Raw genomic sequence first — 17,375 nt, 5'->3', positions numbered from 1 at the left:
GCATATGAGGATGGCAGACGGACCAACGTTGTGGTCGAGATAACAAATATTGACGTTTGCGTAAACGTCAATTCTGTGCTGAGGCAAATTTTCTCCCGCGCGCCAGGACGACAAACGACAAAGCACGGCAAACGACGAAGAACCGCGCAGCGAAAGCCGCGCGGCTCCTATTCGTCACAAATCGAAAGCTTAGTTTAGCTCGCCACACTGGCCTGCGGGGTCGAGCGCTCGATCAGCATTTGCCGGACGGTCGACATCGAAGCACTCAGTTCGCTGATGGCATCGTCGATCAGCGCCCGCTGCTTCTGCAGGCGGGCAAGCTGCTTCTCCGACTTGTCGAGCGCCAGCCGCAATTGCTTGGTGTTGGAGCCGTTCGGATCGTAGAGGTCCATCATCTGCTTGACGTCACGCAGCGAGAACCCGACCTTGCGGCCAAGCAGGATCAGCTTCAGCCGGGCCCTGTCGCGGCGTGTATAAAGACGGGTCGAGCCGTCGCGCTGCGGGTTGAGCAGACCCTTGTCCTCATAGAAGCGCAGCGTACGCAGCGTCACTCCGTATTTCTTGGCCATTTCGCCGATGCGGACAAGCTCTTCACCGGCTTCGCTCGACATATCGTTGGTGTTGGCCGCGGCTTGGCCGGGCGAAATAAGTTTCATGGTCACTGGCTTTCCCCGTCTGGTGGCGTCGCGGTCGCGGACCTTGCGTCGCCTGAGTGAAAGCGGGGGCGTGCTTCCACTCGTGGTTTCAACAAACAAATCGCAAACGGCGTAATCCGCTCATTTACGTTTACGTCAATTCTATATCGATAGCCGCCTCAGCACGCAAGAGTGTTCTGGTCTTGCAACTTTATGCCGCAGCACCAGCGGACAACCTAAAAGGTCGTTGCCGATTTCGGGAGCGATCATGCGGCTGATCAAAATTCTACAACGTCTTTTGCGCGTCCAAAAAAAGACACCCGGCGCCGTCGGCAGCCAGCCGACAAAGTTGCAACTTCTTAAGCTTGGTTAACGCGTTGTTTACCACGTTGGGGCGAAATGTGCGCATGTCGGTTACCCGTGTCTATCCTGTACTGAATTTTTCACGGTTTTTCGGAGCGCGGATGAGACCGGGAAGCTCGTCTTCCACTGCAACAAGCCAAGCAGTCGCCTTCGTCCCGGCAGGACTTTGGGAACCTGGTGAAAGCCAGCAATTCTGAAACGGGCGCATTGATGAACAGCAAGCGGTCCTACCTCGATACACTCAACGCCGGCAGGCAACGCCGGCCGCACACGACGCTTGAAGAGCTCAACCGCTCCCTGGAAACTCTGGAGCAGCGGCTGGAGCGGACGCGCGAGGAGACGGCAAGCCACGCCGATCCGCGCCGACCAGCGGCAGAACCACGCTATCCCAGCGCCCAACCCTATGGCCAGCAGCGCCGGTATGAGGATCCACGCGCGCAGCGGCCGAAAGGTCCAGCAGCGGCTTTCGACCAGAATTACCAGGCGATCGCCCGCGATATCGACCGGGTGCGGGGCCAGGAGGACGGCGTCGCCCTAGCCGGCAAGATCGCCGGCGAATTGCGCGGCCTGCGCGAAGAGTTGCGCCAGCAGATGACCTCCGGCCTGCAACGCGAGTTCGAGGTACTGCGCAAGAATATTGAGCGAGCCTTCCAGTCAAATGGCGGCGGCAAAGGCAGCGCCGAACTCAGCGTCGAATTCGAGCGGCTTTCCGGCGCCATCCAGACACTGGCCGAAAAAAGCGACGACAGAAGCGTCAATATGCTGCGGCTCGAGCTTGAGCAGGTCAAAGCCGCGCTCGATACGCTGGCGCGCGAGGAGAGCGTGCAGGCGGTCGGACGCCGCTGGGACGATTTCGACCGCCGCTGGAACGCTTTCGAGGATCGCGTCGAGGCCGATCAGCGCAAGCGTTCCGATGCACCCGGCCTGTCGGCGCTAACGGAGCGGCTCGAACAGATCAGCAATGCCGTCAGCAATCTGCCGGAATCGCTGTCGCTGCGCTCGCTCGAGGAAAAGGTCCGCACGCTTGCCGGAGCGGTCGACCATTTCGCCCGCCAGCAGGACAATCGCGGCGGCGACACATTCAGTCAGATCGACGAGCGGCTCGACGAGATTTCCCGCGCGATCGTCGCCTCGACGGTTGCCGCGCAAGCCAATTCGTTCGACCCCGAGCCCTTCGAACGCATCGAGAAGCGGATCGATTCACTGGCCCAGCAAATCGAAGAAGTGTCGCAGGATCGTCCGGGTCGGGAGGTCATCGACCGTCTCAACACATTGTCGAGCCGCGTGGATGAACTGGCCGGCCGAGCCAATCTGCCGGAACAGGCGATGGAGCGCCTTGCCAGGCAAGTCGCGCTTATTGCCGACAAGATCGACCACGCACCTGCCATGCCCGACGCCGACTACATCTTCCAGGGGCTCGAGCAGCGCTTCGACGTGCTGTCCAGCATGATGGAACGTCGCCAGGGCGACGCAATCGAACAAGGCAACATGCTGTTTCGCGACCTTGAGCGCCGGTTGGACGAGGTCGCCGACAGGCTGGACCAGCGCATGCCGCAGGTCGATAGCGCCGGCATCATGGATGCCATCGACGCCCGCTTCACCGCGCTGGCCAAGCGGATTGAGACGCGCGTTCCAGATCCCGCCAACGAGGCGGCGATCCGTGGCCTGGAGAGCCGGCTCGAAGACATCTCAAGCCGGCTGGATTCGTCCGCGGCACAGGTCGCCAGCATCGACCCGGCGTTGATCCGCAGTCTTGAAGCGCAGGTCGCCGGCCTGACGGCGCATCTTTCCAAGCCTGGCACGCCGCTGCCGGAATTCGACGACATCAGCCCGCGTCTCAACGAAATCGAGAAGTCGCTGGCCGGAACCCGCGATTCCATCCTCGGCGCGGCGCGCGAGGCGGCTGAGAGCGCCGTCCGCTCACTGGCCGGATCAAGCGCCAACACGGCGGCCGTTACCGGCCTCGCCCAGGACCTGAAGACGCTCGAGGCACTGACGCGGCGTTCGGACGAGCGCAATTCGAGAACGTTCGAGGCTATCCACGATACGCTGCTCAAGATCGTTGACAGGCTTGGTTCATTGGAGACGGGCGAACCGGCAAGCGCGGAGTTGAGCAAGCGTTTCGGCCGGCCATCCAAGATCTCGATACAGGACGCACCGTCGATGGACCTCGACCAGCCGCTGCCGTTGACAGGCAGCATGGCCGATCTCGACGGCCGCGCCGCGGCGCTCGTGCGCGACGAGCCAGGTCCGCGTACGCCAGCCGAGGCCGCCGCCGCAGCAGCCCTGGCGGCTCTCGGTTCAGACACGACGCGTGAAAAATCCGAGCAAGGCGGCGGCAGGAAATCGATGTTAGGCGGGCTGGCGCGCGCCTTGAAGGGCAAGAAGGACGCCGAGATGCCGCCGCTTGCAGGCTCGGCGCAGAGCGCCGAGATACCGAGCGTCGATCTCGACGAGCCCCTCGACCCCAAGCTCGCCAACCGGCCACTGGAACCCGGCTCCGGCGCACCCGACCTCAGCGCCATCATGAAGCGCGTGCGCGACGAGCGCGGGCAGCCGACCCGGGAAGGCGGCGCTGAGGCGGCAAAATCGGACTTCATTGCGGCAGCCAGACGGGCTGCGCAAGCGGCGGCTGCCGAGGCGGACGCCCTCAAGCGCCAGTCGACGATGAAAGGCCCGGTCAAGGCACTCAGGATCGGCGACCTGCTCAAGGCGCGGCGCAAGCCGATCCTGATGGGGGCAATCGCCATCATGCTGGCGCTTGCTGGCCTGCAACTGGGCAAAGCCTTCTTCTCCGACCCGGTCGAAGTTACCAACAATGAGGCGGCACCGGCCGTGGCCGTACAGCCGGTGGAAACCAATTTGGCCAGCGTTGCCAGCGAGCCGAAGGCGGACGCGCAGACGACACCACAGGAGAGCGCGCCGTCGCCCACCGTCAGGCAGGCAGAGCCATCCGCATCGATGACCAAGGACGACACGGCGGCGCAAACCGGCCCCGCTACACCGGCAGCCGAGACATCGACGGCGCCCTCGGCTTCCGCGGAGCCCGCTGACCTGGCGGCGCAAGACTCCGCGGCCGCAGTGCCCACGCCGGCAGCGGCGACGGCCAGCGACGCCGAGCCAATGGCTGCCGCGCCTGCTATAGCCACCGCTGCGACGCAGGACTCGACCGGCACGGTGCCACCGGCGGATGCTGCCGCGGCAGGCGTTGCCAAGATCGACGTTCCGGCCGATGCCGGTCCGGCCGCCCTGCGCGATGCAGCGGCGGGCGGCGACGCCAAGGCGCTGTTCGAGATCGGCTCGCGCTACGCCGAGTCTCGCGGCGTCAAAGAAGACATGGCGGCGGCGGCCAAATGGTATGAGAAAGCTGCCGAACTCGGTTTCGCGCCGGCAGAATACCGCATCGGCAATTTCTACGAGAAGGGCATCGGCGTCGCACGCGACATCAAGAAAGCGAAAACCTGGTACCAGCTTGCCGCAGCGCAGGGCAATGCCAGCGCGATGCACAATCTTGCCGTGCTGTTTGCGATGGCGGCGGATGGCGTGACCGACAATGAATCGGCAGCGCGCTGGTTCCAGGCGGCGGCGGATCTCGGTGTCAAGGATAGCCAGTTCAATCTCGGCATCCTCGCGGCGAAGGGCGTCGGCATGAAGCAGAACCTCGAGGAGAGCTACAAATGGTTCGCACTCGTCGCCAAGACCGGCGACAAGGATGCGGCGGCCAAGCGCGACGAGATCGCCAAAGCACTGAGGCCCGAGCAGCTGGAGCGTGCGCGGGCCGCGGCTGAACTGTGGAAGGCCAAGCCGCTCGATCCAACCGCCAATTCGGCCGACGTTCCTGAATCGTGGCAGGACGGCACACCGCAGACGACCGCCGGCATCGACATGACGAAAGCGGTCCAGAACATCCAGCGCATTCTCAACAAGAACGGCTACGAGGCCGGCAATCCCGACGGGATGATGGGCCAGAAAACCAAGAACGCGATCATGGCCTTCCAGGCCGACAACGATATGAAGGCAACCGGCGCGATCGACGAAAAGCTGGTCAAGGCGCTGCTTGCGCGTAAATAACGGCGGATGCGTCGTTTCCGCGACGCCCTTGCCACAGATTTGCCTGTTAACTGATTGAGTTGTTTTTTGTTTCGGCGGTGCGGCGAAGTTTGACTTCACGGCCCGGCCGGCGCAAGAACGAGATAGCCTTCTGACGCAAAATGCCCGCAACGGTTGCATTCGCCAGGAGGCAAACTGATCGAGACTGACGGGTGGGCATCTATCTCCCGATCGCGGAAATTTCCGTCAACATCTTCGTGCTGCTGGCCATGGGTGCGGCGGTGGGTTTCCTGTCGGGCATGTTCGGCGTGGGCGGCGGCTTTCTCATTACGCCGCTGCTGATCTTCTACAACATACCGCCGGCAATCGCGGTCGCCACCGGCGCCAACCAGGTCATCGCTTCCTCCTTCTCCGGCGCCCTGTCGCACATGAAGCGCGGCACGCTCGACTTCAAGCTTGGCGGCGTGCTTTTAGCCGGCGGCATCGTCGGCTCGACTGGTGGTATCTATGTCTTTGCGCTCCTGCGCCGGCTCGGCCAGCTCGACCTGTTCATCTCGCTGCTCTACGTCGTGCTGCTCGGCACCGTCGGCGGACTGATGCTGGTCGAGAGCGTCAATGCGCTGCGCGCCACTCGCAGCGGCGCCGCACCGGTGTTGAAGAAATCCGGCCAGCATAATTGGATCCACCGCCTGCCGCTGAAGATGCGGTTCAGGGCCTCGAAGCTCTTCGTCAGCGTCATTCCGGTGCTTGGGCTGGGCGCGGCGATTGGCTTCCTGTCCTCGATCATGGGCGTCGGCGGCGGCTTCATCATGGTGCCGGCCCTGATCTACCTTTTGAAAGTGCCGACCAACGTCGTCATCGGCACCTCGCTGTTCCAGATCATCTTCACCTCGGCTTACACCACGCTGGTCCACGCCACCACCAACCAGACGGTCGACGTCATGCTCGCCTTCCTGTTGATGGCAGGCGGCGTCGCCGGCGCGCAATATGGCGCCAAGGCTGGTCAGAGGCTGCGGGGCGAGCAACTCAGGGCGCTGCTGGCGCTGCTCGTGCTGGCGGTAGCCATCCGGCTTGCCATCGATCTTTTCGTCACGCCGCCCAATCTCTATTCTCTGTCCGGCGTGGGCCTGAGCTGATGGCCGGCCTAAGGACGCTCGCGGCCGCCGCCTTGCTGTCGCTGCTGGCTGCTGCGCCACCGGCGAAGGCGCAGGCGCCACTAACCGAAAACATCCAGATCGGCCTTTCCACCGACAATGTCTCGATTACCGCCGGCTTTTCCGGCGCCGACCTGACCATTTTCGGCTCACTGGAAAATGCCGATCCGCTTGTCGCGCGGCAAGGGCGCTACGACGTGATCGTCGTGCTGGAAGGCCCGGCTCGGCCGGTCGTCGTGCGCCGCAAGGACCGGGTGCTCGGCGTCTGGGTCAATCTGGAGTCGGAGACCTTCAAAAACGTACCTGTCTCCTATTCGGTGGCGACGACGCGGCCGCTGCAGGACGTCACCGATCCGAACAGCTACAAGCAGCTGTCGCTTGGCGCCTCCAACCTCTATTTGCAGCCGGCCGACGCGGAGGACAGCCCGGCGACAATCGAGGAGTTCACCGCCGCGCTGCGCGAACGCAAGGCGGCGACCGGCCTCTACAGCGAGAATGTCGGCGGTGTGCAGTTCCTGTCACAGAACCTGTTCCGCGCCACCGTCAGGCTCGCCCCAAACGTTCCGGTCGGCACCCATAAGGCCCGCGCCTTCCTGTTCAAGAGCGGCTTGTTCATCAAGGAAAGCTCCGCCCAGCTCGAAATCCGCAAGTCCGGTTTCGAACAGTCGATCTTCCGCGTCGCGCACGACTATTCCTTCCTCTACGGTGTCTTTGCCGTATCGCTTGCCATGCTGACCGGCTGGCTCGGAAGACTGGTGTTCAGGAAAGACTGAACTCTCGTAAAAGTGGTTTCCCTTTCCGAGGGTATGGGTTAGACCGCGACCCCCGGCCCGACCGGACACGAGCTGCTGCTCCCCAAATCAGAAATACAGGAACGCACGATGCGACCAGCATTCGCCGGGATCGACTTCGGCACTTCGAATTCCACCGTAAGCGTGGTCAGGAACGGGCAGCCGCGGCTGGTGGCGTTGGAAGACGGCCAGGTCACGCTGCCCAGTGCGGTATTCTTCAATTTCGAGGACAACCACACCTATTTCGGGCGACGCGCCCTTGCCAATTATACGGACAGTATCGAAGGCCGCCTGATGCGCTCGTTGAAGAGTGTGCTCGGCAGCTCGCTCGCCCACGAAAAGACGCGCATCAAGGCGCGCTCGATCGGCTTCATGGAGATTGTCGGCCTGTTCGTCGGCCATCTGAAAAAGAAGCTGGAAGAAGAAGCCCATGACGCGGTCGACAGCGTCGTGCTGGGACGGCCCGTGCAGTTCGTCGACGACGATGCCGAGGCCGATGCCAAGGCGGAGCACGAACTCGAAAACGCCGCTCGTGCCCACGGCTTCAAGCAGATCGCCTTCCAGTTCGAACCGATTGCCGCGGCGCTCGACTACGAACAAAAGGTGACGCGCGAGGAACTGGCGCTGATCGTCGACATGGGCGGCGGCACGTCCGACTTCTCAATCGTGCGGGTCTCGCCCGAGCGCGCCCGCTCGCTTGACCGCAAGGACGACATCCTGGCCAGCCGCGGCATCCATATCGGCGGCACCGACTTCGACCGGCTGTTGAGCATCGCCCATGTGATGCCGCAGCTCGGCCATCTCTCACCGACCAAGGATGGCAAACGTAATCTGCCGGCGAGCTACTTCATCGACCTGGCGACGTGGCAGCGCATCAACCTGGTCTATACCGCAAGGGCGATGACGCATCTGCGCCAGATCCGCTATGAGGCGGAGCGCGCAGACCTGGTCGACCGGTTCATCCACATCGTCGAGCATCGTTACGGCCACGCGCTGGCGGCACTGGTCGAAAAGGCCAAGATTGAGCTGACGGACCGATCGTCGGCCGATGTCGAGGTCGCGCTGCCGGAGGTGAGGTTCACGGCAGAAATCACGCGCAAGAGTCTCGAAGCCACCATAGCCAGGGACATTGAGCGTGTTGCGGCTACGGTCGAGCAGACCATCCGCGACGCACAGGTGAAGGCCTCGGATATCACCGCGGTGTTCTTGACCGGCGGATCGACCGCGATCCCGCTGGCCAGGCAGCAGATCCTGGCGCTGGTGCCGCAGGCGTCGGTAATCGAAGGCGATGTGTTCGGCTCGGTCGGGCTTGGGCTGGCGCTCGACGCGCAGCGGAAGTTCGGCTGATCGGCTTAAAGCGGCGCGGATCTCTCAGCTTTGCCGCCAAGATGCGCCTTGAGCGCCATCTGGGCCAGGCTTGGCTGCCGGTCGCGATGCGTGATCATGGCAAATTCGCGCTTCGGCAGATCGATCGGCACGGAACGCAGACTGCCTTCGGCGACCGCGCGCGCGACGACGAGTTCCGAAATGATGCTGGCGCCGGCGCCGGCCTCGACCGCCTGGCGAATAGCCTCATTGCTCGGCAATACCAGGAATATCTGCAGGTCCGCGAACGAAACCCCGTCGCGTCGGGCAAGGTCCTCCAGCGCCTCGCGCGTGCCCGACCCGCCTTCGCGAATGATCCAGCGAAGCCCGCCAAGGTCGGGATGTCCAGGCGAAACTTCCGCGATCTCAGGGTGCGTGCGCGCCACGACCAGCATCATGCGATCGATATCGACCTTGGCACGCCGCAAAATGTCGGATTCGGTGCGCCCCTCGACCAGGCCAAAATCGGCTGCGCCATCAAGTACATTGGTCTCGACCTGCCTGGTGTTGCCAATGCTCACGCTCAGCCTGACGGCAGGATAGGCTTCGTGGAAAGAGGCGAGCCGGCGCGGCAGCCAATAGCTGGCGATGGTCTGGCTGGCAGCTATCGAGAGACTGCCTGATATCGTCTGCGAGACATGCTCCAGCACATTGTGGGCCGCCGCAGCCCGCTCGAGGACCGCCTTGGCTTCGGGCAAGAATCGGCGTCCGGTCTCGGCGAGTTCGATGTTGCGGCCGACGCGGTTGAACAACTGGACGCCATGCTGCTGTTCGAGCGAGCGGATCGCGGCGGATGCGGCCGACTGTGAGATGCCCAGCAACTCGGCCGCTTTGGTCATGTGCGCCCGTTCGGCGACGGCGACGAAGATCCGCAACTGGTCCAGGGTCATTCCGATACTAAGAAGCAAATCCGATTGGAATTACAAGAGCAATTTGTTAGACGGATCGGTCGCTTTGTTCTAAATTTTGGCCCGAAATTGGAAAAAAGTCGCGCCAGAGCAGTCGAGGGTAGAATTGGTGGGGCGGTTCAAATCCGTGTTTGCGCACTGGACCCGCAGCCTGCGGTGGCGGCTCGTCGGTGAACGCTATCGTCCGGAACAACATTACATGCGCGGCCCAGGTCCGAAGACGAGAGCCAAGTTAGCGGAGCGCAAGAGCATCACCGGATCATGACCAACAACCTGCTGCGCGGAGCCAATTCGGCACCATCACAACGGCCGCTTGCCGATACGCGCGCGCCCGCTGAACGCGACGGCGTCGATACGTCGCCTGATGTCTCCGACAGCATCGCCAAGACCACCTGCTATATGTGCGCCTGCCGCTGCGGCATCGACGTCCATATCAAAGACGGCAAGGTTCGGTATATCAACGGCAACAAGGATCATCCGGTCAATCGCGGCGTGCTGTGCGGCAAAGGCAGCGCCGGCATCATGCAGCATTACAGCCCGGCGCGGCTGACGAAACCATTGCTGCGCACCGGACTGCGCGGCTCGGGCGAGTTCCGCGAGATTGAGTGGGAGGAAGCTTTGTCGATCGCGACAGAACGGCTTTCGAACATCCGCCAGACCGATCCGAAGAAACTCGCCTTCTTCACCGGGCGCGACCAGTCGCAATCGCTGACCGGCTGGTGGGCGAGCCAGTTCGGCACGCCGAACTTCGCCGCCCATGGCGGTTTCTGCTCGGTGAACATGGCAGCCGGCGGCCTCTACACGATTGGCGGCTCGTTCTGGGAGTTCGGCGAGCCCGACTGGGACAACACCAAATATTTCATGCTGTTCGGGGTTGCCGAAGACCATGATTCCAATCCGATCAAGATCGGACTCGGCAAGCTCAAGGCGCGCGGCGCCAAGGTGGTTTCAATCAATCCCTGCCGCACCGGCTATAATGCAATTGCCGACGACTGGATCGGCATCCGGCCCGGCACCGACGGCCTGTTCGTATTCGCCCTCATCCATGAATTGCTGAAGGCTGGCCGCATCGATCTCGAGTACCTCTTGCGCTACACCAATGCCCACATCCTGGTCGTTCAGGAGCCTGGAGCTGTCGATGACGGGCTGTTCATGCGCAATGGCGACGGCAATCCGCTGGCTTGGGACAGGGTGGCGAAGACGCCTGTCAATGCCAGCGATGCGGACGCGAAGCCCGCATTGACCGGCAGCGTTCTCGTCGACGGCCGCCGCTGCGTGCCGGTCTTCCAACTCGTCGTCGACCGTTATCTGGACGAGAGCTATTCACCTGACGCCGTCACTGACCGGTGCGGCATCTCCGCCGACACCATCCGACGCATTGCCGCAGAACTCGCCCATGTCGCCTTCGAACAGCAAATCGAATTGCCGGTGGCCTGGACGGACTGGGCCGGCCGCCGGCACGAGACCATCAAGGGTCGCCCGGTGTCGATGCATGCGATGCGCGGCATCTCGGCCCATTCGAACGGATTTCACACTTGCCGCGCCATTCATCTGCTTCAGGTGCTTCTCGGCACGGTGGACGTGCCGGGCGGCTTCCGCTTCAAACCGCCTTATCCGCGGTCCGCGCCGCCGGGTCCAATGCCCGCCGGCAAGAATGTAAAGCCGATGACACCGCTCGAAGGCATGCCGCTCGGCTTCGTCTGCGGACCGGAGGACCTGCTGATCGATGAAGGCGGCAAGCCTGTTCGTATCGACAAGGCCTACTCCTGGGATGCGCCGCTGGCCGCACACGGGCTCATGCACACGGTTATCCGCAACGCCTGGGCCGGCGATCCCTACAAGATCGACACTCTGTTTATGTACATGTCCAACATGGCCTGGAACTCGTCGATGAATACGGTCGAGACGATGGCGATGCTGACCGATATCGATGCGTCGGGCGAGTACAAGATCCCGTTCATCATCTATTCCGACGCTTATTATGCCGAGACCGTGCCTTTTGCCGATCTGGTGCTGCCGGACACCACCTATCTCGAGCGTCATGACTGTATCAGTCTGCTCGACCGGCCGATCAGCCATGCCGACGGTCCGGGCGACGCCATCCGCCATCCGGTCGTCGAGCCGGACCGCGACGTCAGGCCCTTCCAGACGGTGCTGATCGAACTCGGCGCGCGGCTCGGTCTGCCCGGCTTCGTTCATGACGACGGCTGCGCCAAATACCGCGACTATGCCGACTACATCGTCAATCACGAGCGCACGCCAGGTGTCGGTCCGCTCGCCGGCTGGCGCGGCAAGGACGGGGCCTCGGTCGGCAAGGGCGAGGTCAATCCCGACCAGTTGCAGCGCTACATAGATAATGGCGGCTTCTGGCACCAGGATTTCGCCGCCGATCAGCGCTACTACAAGATGGCCAACCGCTCGTATCTCGAATTGGCTGAGAGCATGGGCTTCATGCCGAAGGCCGAGCCGATCGTCTTCCAACTCTATTCGGAGCCGATGCAGCGCTTTCGCCTTGCGGCGCGCGGCCATGGCGGGGTGCTGCCGCCGGAGGCGGAGCGCAGCCGCATCGAGACCTATATGGATCCGCTGCCGTTCTGGTATGCGCCCTTCGAAGAGGCTGCGGTCGACAGCCAAGCCTATCCGCTGCACGCGCTGACGCAGCGGCCGATGCACATGTACCATTCCTGGGGCGGGCAGAATGCCTGGCTAAGGCAGATCACCAGCCAGAACCGACTGTTCGTGCACTACCGGACGGCAGCCGGCCTCAGCCTTGTCGACGACGATTGGGTTTGGATCGAGAGCATCAACGGCAAGGTCAAGGGGCAGATCAAGCTGGCCGACGGCGTCAACGCCGATACGGTGTGGACCTGGAACGCGATCGGCAAACGGCGCGGCAGCTGGGGGCTCAAGGACGACGCGGCCGAATCCAATCGCGGCTTCCTGCTCAACCACATCATCGGCGACCAGACCTCCGCCGATGCCAACGGCAAACGCTATTCGAATTCCGACCCGGTAACGGGCCAGGCCGCATGGTTCGACCTGCGCGTGCGCATCGTCAAATGCGCGCCCGAGGAAGCGGGCTTCACCGAACCGCAGTTCGAGCGGTTCCGCCAGCTGCCGGACTCTGAGCTCTCGCCCGACAAGCTCAGTTTCGGCGCCGAGTTCCGCATGAAAAGAGAAGCCGCCGAATGACTTGCCTTCCCGCCCATACCGACAAGAAGCTCGGCCTTGTCATCGATCTCGACACCTGCGTCGGCTGCCAGGCCTGCGTTACCGCCTGCAAAGAATGGAACACCGGCGGCCATATGGCGCCGCTAACCGACATCGACCCCTATGGCGGCAATGTCGACGGCGTCTGGTTCAACCGCGTGCACAGTTATGAGCACATGACCGAGATGGGTGGGCGCACGGTCAATTTCCCACGCTCCTGCCTGCACTGCGAGACGCCGGCGTGCGTCACGGTCTGCCCGACCGGCGCCTCCTACAAGCGGGCGTCGGATGGCATCGTGCTGGTCGACGAGGACAAATGCATCGGCTGCAAATTGTGCAGCTGGGCCTGCCCCTATGGCGCGCGCGAGTTCGACACCGATGTCGGCGTGATGAAGAAATGCACGTTGTGCGTCGACCGCATCTACAACGACAATCTGGCGGAAGAAGATCGCGTGCCGGCCTGCGTCGCTGCTTGCCCGACCAGCGCGCGGCATTTTGGCGATCTGGGCGATCCGGCATCCGCTATCTCGCAACTGGTGGCCGAGCGTGGCGGTGTCGATCTGATGCCGGAAATGGGCTATAAGCCGACCAACAAATATCTACCGCCACGTGCCCACACCACCCGCGCCGCATCGGTGCCGGCGCCAGCGCTTGAAGCGGTGCGGGCCGAAGGCGGCTTTCTCGGCTGGGTCGACCGCATGCTCTCGAACTGACCCGTGCCTTCATGCATCCAGCCTTCTCCGTCGTCTTTTTCACCACGGCCACGGGCGCCGGTTACGGCCTGCTCGCGCTGCTTGGCGTGCTCGCTGGACAGGGCTTTATCCCGCCCGATTTCTGGCTTGGCCTCACCGGCATGGGGCTGGCGCTCGGCCTGATCTCGACAGGCCTGCTGTCGTCGGCCGGCCATCTCGGCCGGCCCGAACGCGCCTGGCGTGCCTTCTCGCAATGGCGTAGCTCATGGCTGTCGCGCGAAGGTGTTGCCTCGGTCGCCACCTTCGTGCCGGCGGGGTTGTTCGGTATTGGCTGGGTGGTCCTCGGCCGTACGAGCGGCTGGGCGGCTGTCGCCGGGCTGCTCGCTGCCATCGGCGCGGTCGCAACCGTCTGCACCACCGGCATGATCTACGCGTCGTTGAAGCCGATTGCCCAGTGGCACAGCCGCTTCACCCTGCCCGCCTACCTGGTCTTTTCGGCGATGACCGGCAGCGTACTGCTCAACGCCCTGCTGCAGGGATTTGCCGCAGGCTCGAATATGCTTCTGGCGGGTGCCCTGTTGCTGACCGCGCTCGGCTGGGGTTTGAAGCTGGCGACCTGGCGATACAATGACAGGCTGGAGATCCCGACCAATGCCAACACCGCAACCGGGCTTTCCGGCGGCACGGTGCGGTCGCTGGAATGGCCGCATACCGAGGAAAACTATCTGCTCAAGGAGATGGGTTTTCGCATTGCGCGCAAGCACAGCGCTAAACTCCGCCAGATCACGCAGGTGCTGGCATTTGCTTTGCCCGCGTTGCTGCTGGTCGCAGCGTTCGCCTTGCCGTGGCCCTATGCGGCAGCACTGTCGATACTCGCCGCAATCGCCCAACTCGCCGGAATGCTGGTCGAGCGCTGGCTGTTCTTCGCCGAGGCCAAGCACACGGTCACTTTGTACTACGGCAGGTAGGTTCAGCCCGGTCTGAGCATCGCGTGGGAAATCGCGAAAATGCGCTCTGTGCCAAGCATATAGGCCATCAGCGTTTCGCGGCGGAACAGCCCGGCATAGGCGCGATCGAGCACGTTGAGCGAGCCGGTATAGGCGCCGAAAGCCGGCATGATCATGCGGCCGCCATCGCCGGCAAAGCAACGACGCCGCACCGAACGGCCTTGCTGCACGATGCGGGCGCAAGGATGCAGGTGGCCTGATATCTCGCCTTCCACTCTCACCGCCGAAGGCTCGTGTCGGAAGAGTAGCGAGCCGATAGCCAATTCGCGTACGGTCTCGCCTGGCAAGTCGGCCGGCGCTTCAGGATCATGATTGCCGGCGACCCAGAACCAGTCGCGCCCGACCATCAACCCTTCCAGCCTTTGGCGAAAGCTCGCGTGCATACGAGCGGCGCCGCCGCCATCGTGAAAACTGTCGCCCAGGCTGATAACGATCGCAGGCTGATAATCGGCGATCACCGCCTGCAGCCGGAGCAACGTCGCACCGGTGTCGTAAGGTGGGACCAGCGTGCCGCGCCTGGCCAGTGATGAGCCTTTTTCCAGATGCAGGTCGGATACGGTCAGAAGCCGGAATTCGGGAAAATAGAGCACGCCGCGACGGTCGCAGATCGCGCGTTCGCCGGCGATACGGACAGCGCCCGCATCCGCCAGAGGCGCAGCCATGGCGAGCGCGACAGTCATTTCGTCCCCATGGCCTCCTCGATCAGCGTGGCTGCATCCATCAGCAGCGTGTCATCGGCCTCGCCATGCACCGGCATTTTGCCGATCTCGAGCATGATCGGCACGGCGAGCGGCGATATCTGCTCGAGGTTCTTATGCATGATTCGACCTTGGACGCGCGAGAGCATCTCGGCAAGTCTGCTGACATCCAAGAGACCGGTCGCGGCATCGGCACGCGTCGCCTGCAAAAGGATATGGTCGGGCTCGTGGCTGCGCAGCACGTCGTAGATGAGATCCGTCGACACGGTTACCTGGCGGCCGCTCTTCTCCTGCCCCGGGTGGCGTTTCTCGATCAATCCCGAGATCAGCGCGCAATTGCGAAAGGTGCGCTTCAACAACCAACTGCCGGCGAGCCAGGCTTCGAGGTCGTCGCCCAGCATGTCCTGATCGAATAGCGCAGCCAGCGACGGTTTCTTCGCCCTGAACATATGGCCCATATCGGCCAGCGACCATATGGCAAGCGCATAGTCGGTGGCGACGAAGCCGAGCGGCTTGGCTCCCGCCCTGTCGAGGCGGCGGGTGAGCAGCATGCCGAGCGTCTGGTGCGCCAGCCTGCCCTCGAACGGATAGGCCACCAGATAGTAGCGGTTGCCGCGCGGAAAGGTCTCGATCAGCAGATCGTCGCGTTTCGGCAGCACCGACTTGTCGGCCTGAAAGCGTAGCCAGTCGGCGACCTGCTCCGGCAGCTTCTTCCAGCGCTGCGGATCGTCCAGCATGGCGCGGACCTGTTCGGCCAGGTACGTCGAAAGCGGGAATTTGCCACCACCGTAATACGGCACCTTGGCGTCGCTGCCGGGTGCATTCGAGACAAAGCACTCATTCTCGCGGATACCTTCGAAGCGCAGCACCTTGCCGGCGAACATGAAGGTGTCGCCATGCGTCAGCGTTTCGAGGAACGCCTCCTCGATTTTGCCCAGAACCCGGCCGCCACGCGAAGCCGCGCCTCTGCTGCCGGCCTGAACATAACGGACGTTGAGCGCCGGCACTTCGATGATGGTGCCGACATTGAGCCGGTATTGCTGGGCGACGCGAGGATTTGAGACCCGCCACAGCCCGTCCTTGTTCAACCGGATGCGGGCATAGCGCTCGTAGTTCCTTAGCGCATAGCCGCCAGTGGCGACGAAATCGATGACGCGATCGAATGTCGGGCGATCGAGATCGGCATAGGGTGCTGCCGTCCGCACCTCCTCGAACAGCGCATCGGCATGGAACGGCGCACCGCAGGCACAGCCCAGCACGTGCTGCGCCAGGACGTCGAGCCCGCCATCGACCAGCGGCGGCGTATCCTGGGCACCGAGATAATTGGCGTCGAGCGCCGCCCTGCATTCCAGCACCTCGAAGCGGTTGGCCGGTATCAGGATCGCCTTGGACGGCTCGTCCATACGGTGGTTGGCGCGGCCGATGCGCTGTGCCAGCCGGCTGGCACCTTTCGGCGCGCCGACATGGACGACCAGGTCGACGTCGCCCCAGTCGATGCCGAGGTCAAGCGTCGACGTGGCGACGATGGCGCGCAGGGCGTTCTCGCCCATTGCCTTTTCGACACGCCGGCGCTGCGCGACGTCGAGCGATCCGTGATGCAGCGCGATCGGCAAGATCTCCTCGTTGACCCGCCACAACTCCTGGAATAGCAACTCCGCCTGGCTGCGCGTGTTGACGAACAGCAGGGTTGTCTTGTGGCGCTTGATCTCGTTGTAGATTTCCGGCGTTGCGTAGCGGGCCGAATGTCCCGCCCACGGCACGCGCTCCTCCGAATCGAGAATGGAGATGTCGGGCTTGGCGCCGCCAGTGACGACGATCAGTTCGGCCATCGGCCCCGGTGGATTCTGGCTGACCAGCCAGCGCCGCAATTCGTCAGGCTCGGCGACCGTCGCCGACAGGCCTATCGTCTGCAGGGCGGGCACAAACGAGCGCAGCCGGGCCAGCCCGAGCGACAGGAGATGCCCGCGCTTCGAGGTCACCAGCGAATGCAATTCGTCGAGCACGACATAGCGCAGGTCCTCGAAGAAGCGCCTGGCATCGGGCGCGGCAATCAGCAGCGCCAATTGCTCGGGCGTGGTCAGGAGAATGTCGGGGGGCGCCAGCTTCTGCCGCTGGCGCTTGTGTGCGGGCGTGTCGCCGGTGCGCGTCTCGACGGTGACCGGCAGCCCGATTTCTTCGACGGGTTTGCCGAGATTGCGCTCGATGTCGACGGCCAGCGCCTTCAGCGGCGAGATGTAGAGTGTGTGGATGCCTCGATGCGCCTGCCCCGGCCTTCTCCTCGGCCGGCCGGCCAGTTCGGTCAGCGATGGCAAGAACCCGGCCAGCGTCTTGCCGGCGCCGGTCGGGGCGATCAGCAATACCGACCGGCCGCCCTGGGCTTTGGCCAGCAAATCGATCTGGTGGGCGCGCGGCGACCAGCCCTTTTCCGCAAACCATTTGACAAATGGCTCGGGCAGGACGACGGCGGCATTCTGTTCGGCAAGGCGCGGCTGCTCTGTCACG

Annotated in this window: 11 protein-coding genes; 7 read left to right on the top strand and 4 right to left on the bottom strand. The window is 63.3% G+C overall.

Features of this window, described 5'->3' with window-relative positions; translation table 11 throughout:
• Nucleotides 1–194: 194 nt before the first annotated feature.
• Nucleotides 195–656, bottom strand: a complete 462-nt coding sequence (locus tag NKH49_RS04155) for a MerR family transcriptional regulator (RefSeq protein WP_023677331.1) — start codon at nucleotides 654–656, stop codon at nucleotides 195–197.
• 552 nt (nucleotides 657–1,208) lie between these two features.
• Between NKH49_RS04155 and NKH49_RS04150 the strand changes: the two genes are divergently transcribed.
• The 4 genes from NKH49_RS04150 to NKH49_RS04135 all read left to right on the top strand — a co-directional run bounded on the left by NKH49_RS04150 (nucleotide 1,209) and on the right by NKH49_RS04135 (nucleotide 8,340).
• On the top strand, nucleotides 1,209–5,069 hold the full coding sequence (locus NKH49_RS04150; protein WP_352613909.1) for a peptidoglycan-binding protein: 3,861 nt from the start codon (nucleotides 1,209–1,211) through the stop codon (nucleotides 5,067–5,069).
• A gap of 191 nt (nucleotides 5,070–5,260) precedes the next feature.
• The gene (locus NKH49_RS04145) at nucleotides 5,261–6,184 is read left to right on the top strand and encodes a sulfite exporter TauE/SafE family protein (RefSeq protein ID WP_023676949.1); all 924 of its coding nucleotides are present in this window, start codon (nucleotides 5,261–5,263) and stop codon (nucleotides 6,182–6,184) included.
• Nucleotides 6,184–6,975 (top strand): TIGR02186 family protein, encoded by a 792-nt coding sequence (locus NKH49_RS04140; RefSeq protein ID WP_352455141.1) that lies wholly within the window; start codon nucleotides 6,184–6,186, stop codon nucleotides 6,973–6,975. Before NKH49_RS04145 ends, NKH49_RS04140 begins: the two co-directional genes overlap by 1 nt.
• Nucleotides 6,976–7,083: 108 nt before the next feature.
• Nucleotides 7,084–8,340, top strand: a complete 1,257-nt coding sequence (locus tag NKH49_RS04135; RefSeq protein WP_352613908.1) for an Hsp70 family protein — start codon at nucleotides 7,084–7,086, stop codon at nucleotides 8,338–8,340.
• A gap of 5 nt (nucleotides 8,341–8,345) precedes the next feature.
• On the opposite strand, the gene NKH49_RS04130 is transcribed toward NKH49_RS04135, so the two are convergent.
• Complete coding sequence (locus tag NKH49_RS04130; protein ID WP_352613907.1) at nucleotides 8,346–9,248, bottom strand: LysR substrate-binding domain-containing protein; 903 nt, start codon at nucleotides 9,246–9,248, stop codon at nucleotides 8,346–8,348.
• A gap of 279 nt (nucleotides 9,249–9,527) precedes the next feature.
• Here NKH49_RS04130 and NKH49_RS04125 point away from each other — a divergent pair, with 279 nt between their 5' ends.
• Genes NKH49_RS04125 through NKH49_RS04115 form a run of 3 tightly spaced genes read left to right on the top strand, consistent with a single transcriptional unit; the run spans nucleotide 9,528 to nucleotide 14,136 of the window.
• Nucleotides 9,528–12,458 (top strand): molybdopterin oxidoreductase family protein, encoded by a 2,931-nt coding sequence (locus NKH49_RS04125; RefSeq protein ID WP_352613906.1) that lies wholly within the window; start codon nucleotides 9,528–9,530, stop codon nucleotides 12,456–12,458.
• Complete coding sequence (locus NKH49_RS04120) at nucleotides 12,455–13,189, top strand: 4Fe-4S dicluster domain-containing protein (RefSeq protein ID WP_352470094.1); 735 nt, start codon at nucleotides 12,455–12,457, stop codon at nucleotides 13,187–13,189. The genes NKH49_RS04125 and NKH49_RS04120 overlap by 4 nt, the downstream gene beginning before the upstream one ends.
• An 11-nt stretch (nucleotides 13,190–13,200) precedes the next feature.
• Nucleotides 13,201–14,136: a dimethyl sulfoxide reductase anchor subunit family protein gene (locus tag NKH49_RS04115; RefSeq protein WP_352613905.1), complete on the top strand. Its 936-nt coding sequence runs from the start codon at nucleotides 13,201–13,203 to the stop codon at nucleotides 14,134–14,136.
• Between the two features lie 2 nt (nucleotides 14,137–14,138).
• On the opposite strand, the gene pdeM is transcribed toward NKH49_RS04115, so the two are convergent.
• Entirely contained in the window at nucleotides 14,139–14,855 is a 717-nt protein-coding gene (pdeM, locus tag NKH49_RS04110) for a ligase-associated DNA damage response endonuclease PdeM (RefSeq protein WP_023676942.1), read from the bottom strand.
• Nucleotides 14,852–17,374, bottom strand: coding sequence for a ligase-associated DNA damage response DEXH box helicase (locus NKH49_RS04105; RefSeq protein ID WP_352613904.1), 2,523 nt, complete (start codon nucleotides 17,372–17,374; stop codon nucleotides 14,852–14,854). The genes pdeM and NKH49_RS04105 overlap by 4 nt, the downstream gene beginning before the upstream one ends.
• Nucleotide 17,375 lies beyond the last annotated feature (1 nt).

Source organism: Mesorhizobium sp. M1088 (assembly GCF_040318575.1).
Taxonomy (GTDB): domain Bacteria; phylum Pseudomonadota; class Alphaproteobacteria; order Rhizobiales; family Rhizobiaceae; genus Mesorhizobium.
Note: the sequence above shows the minus strand (reverse complement) of the source record. Positions and strands in the feature narration are given on the sequence as shown.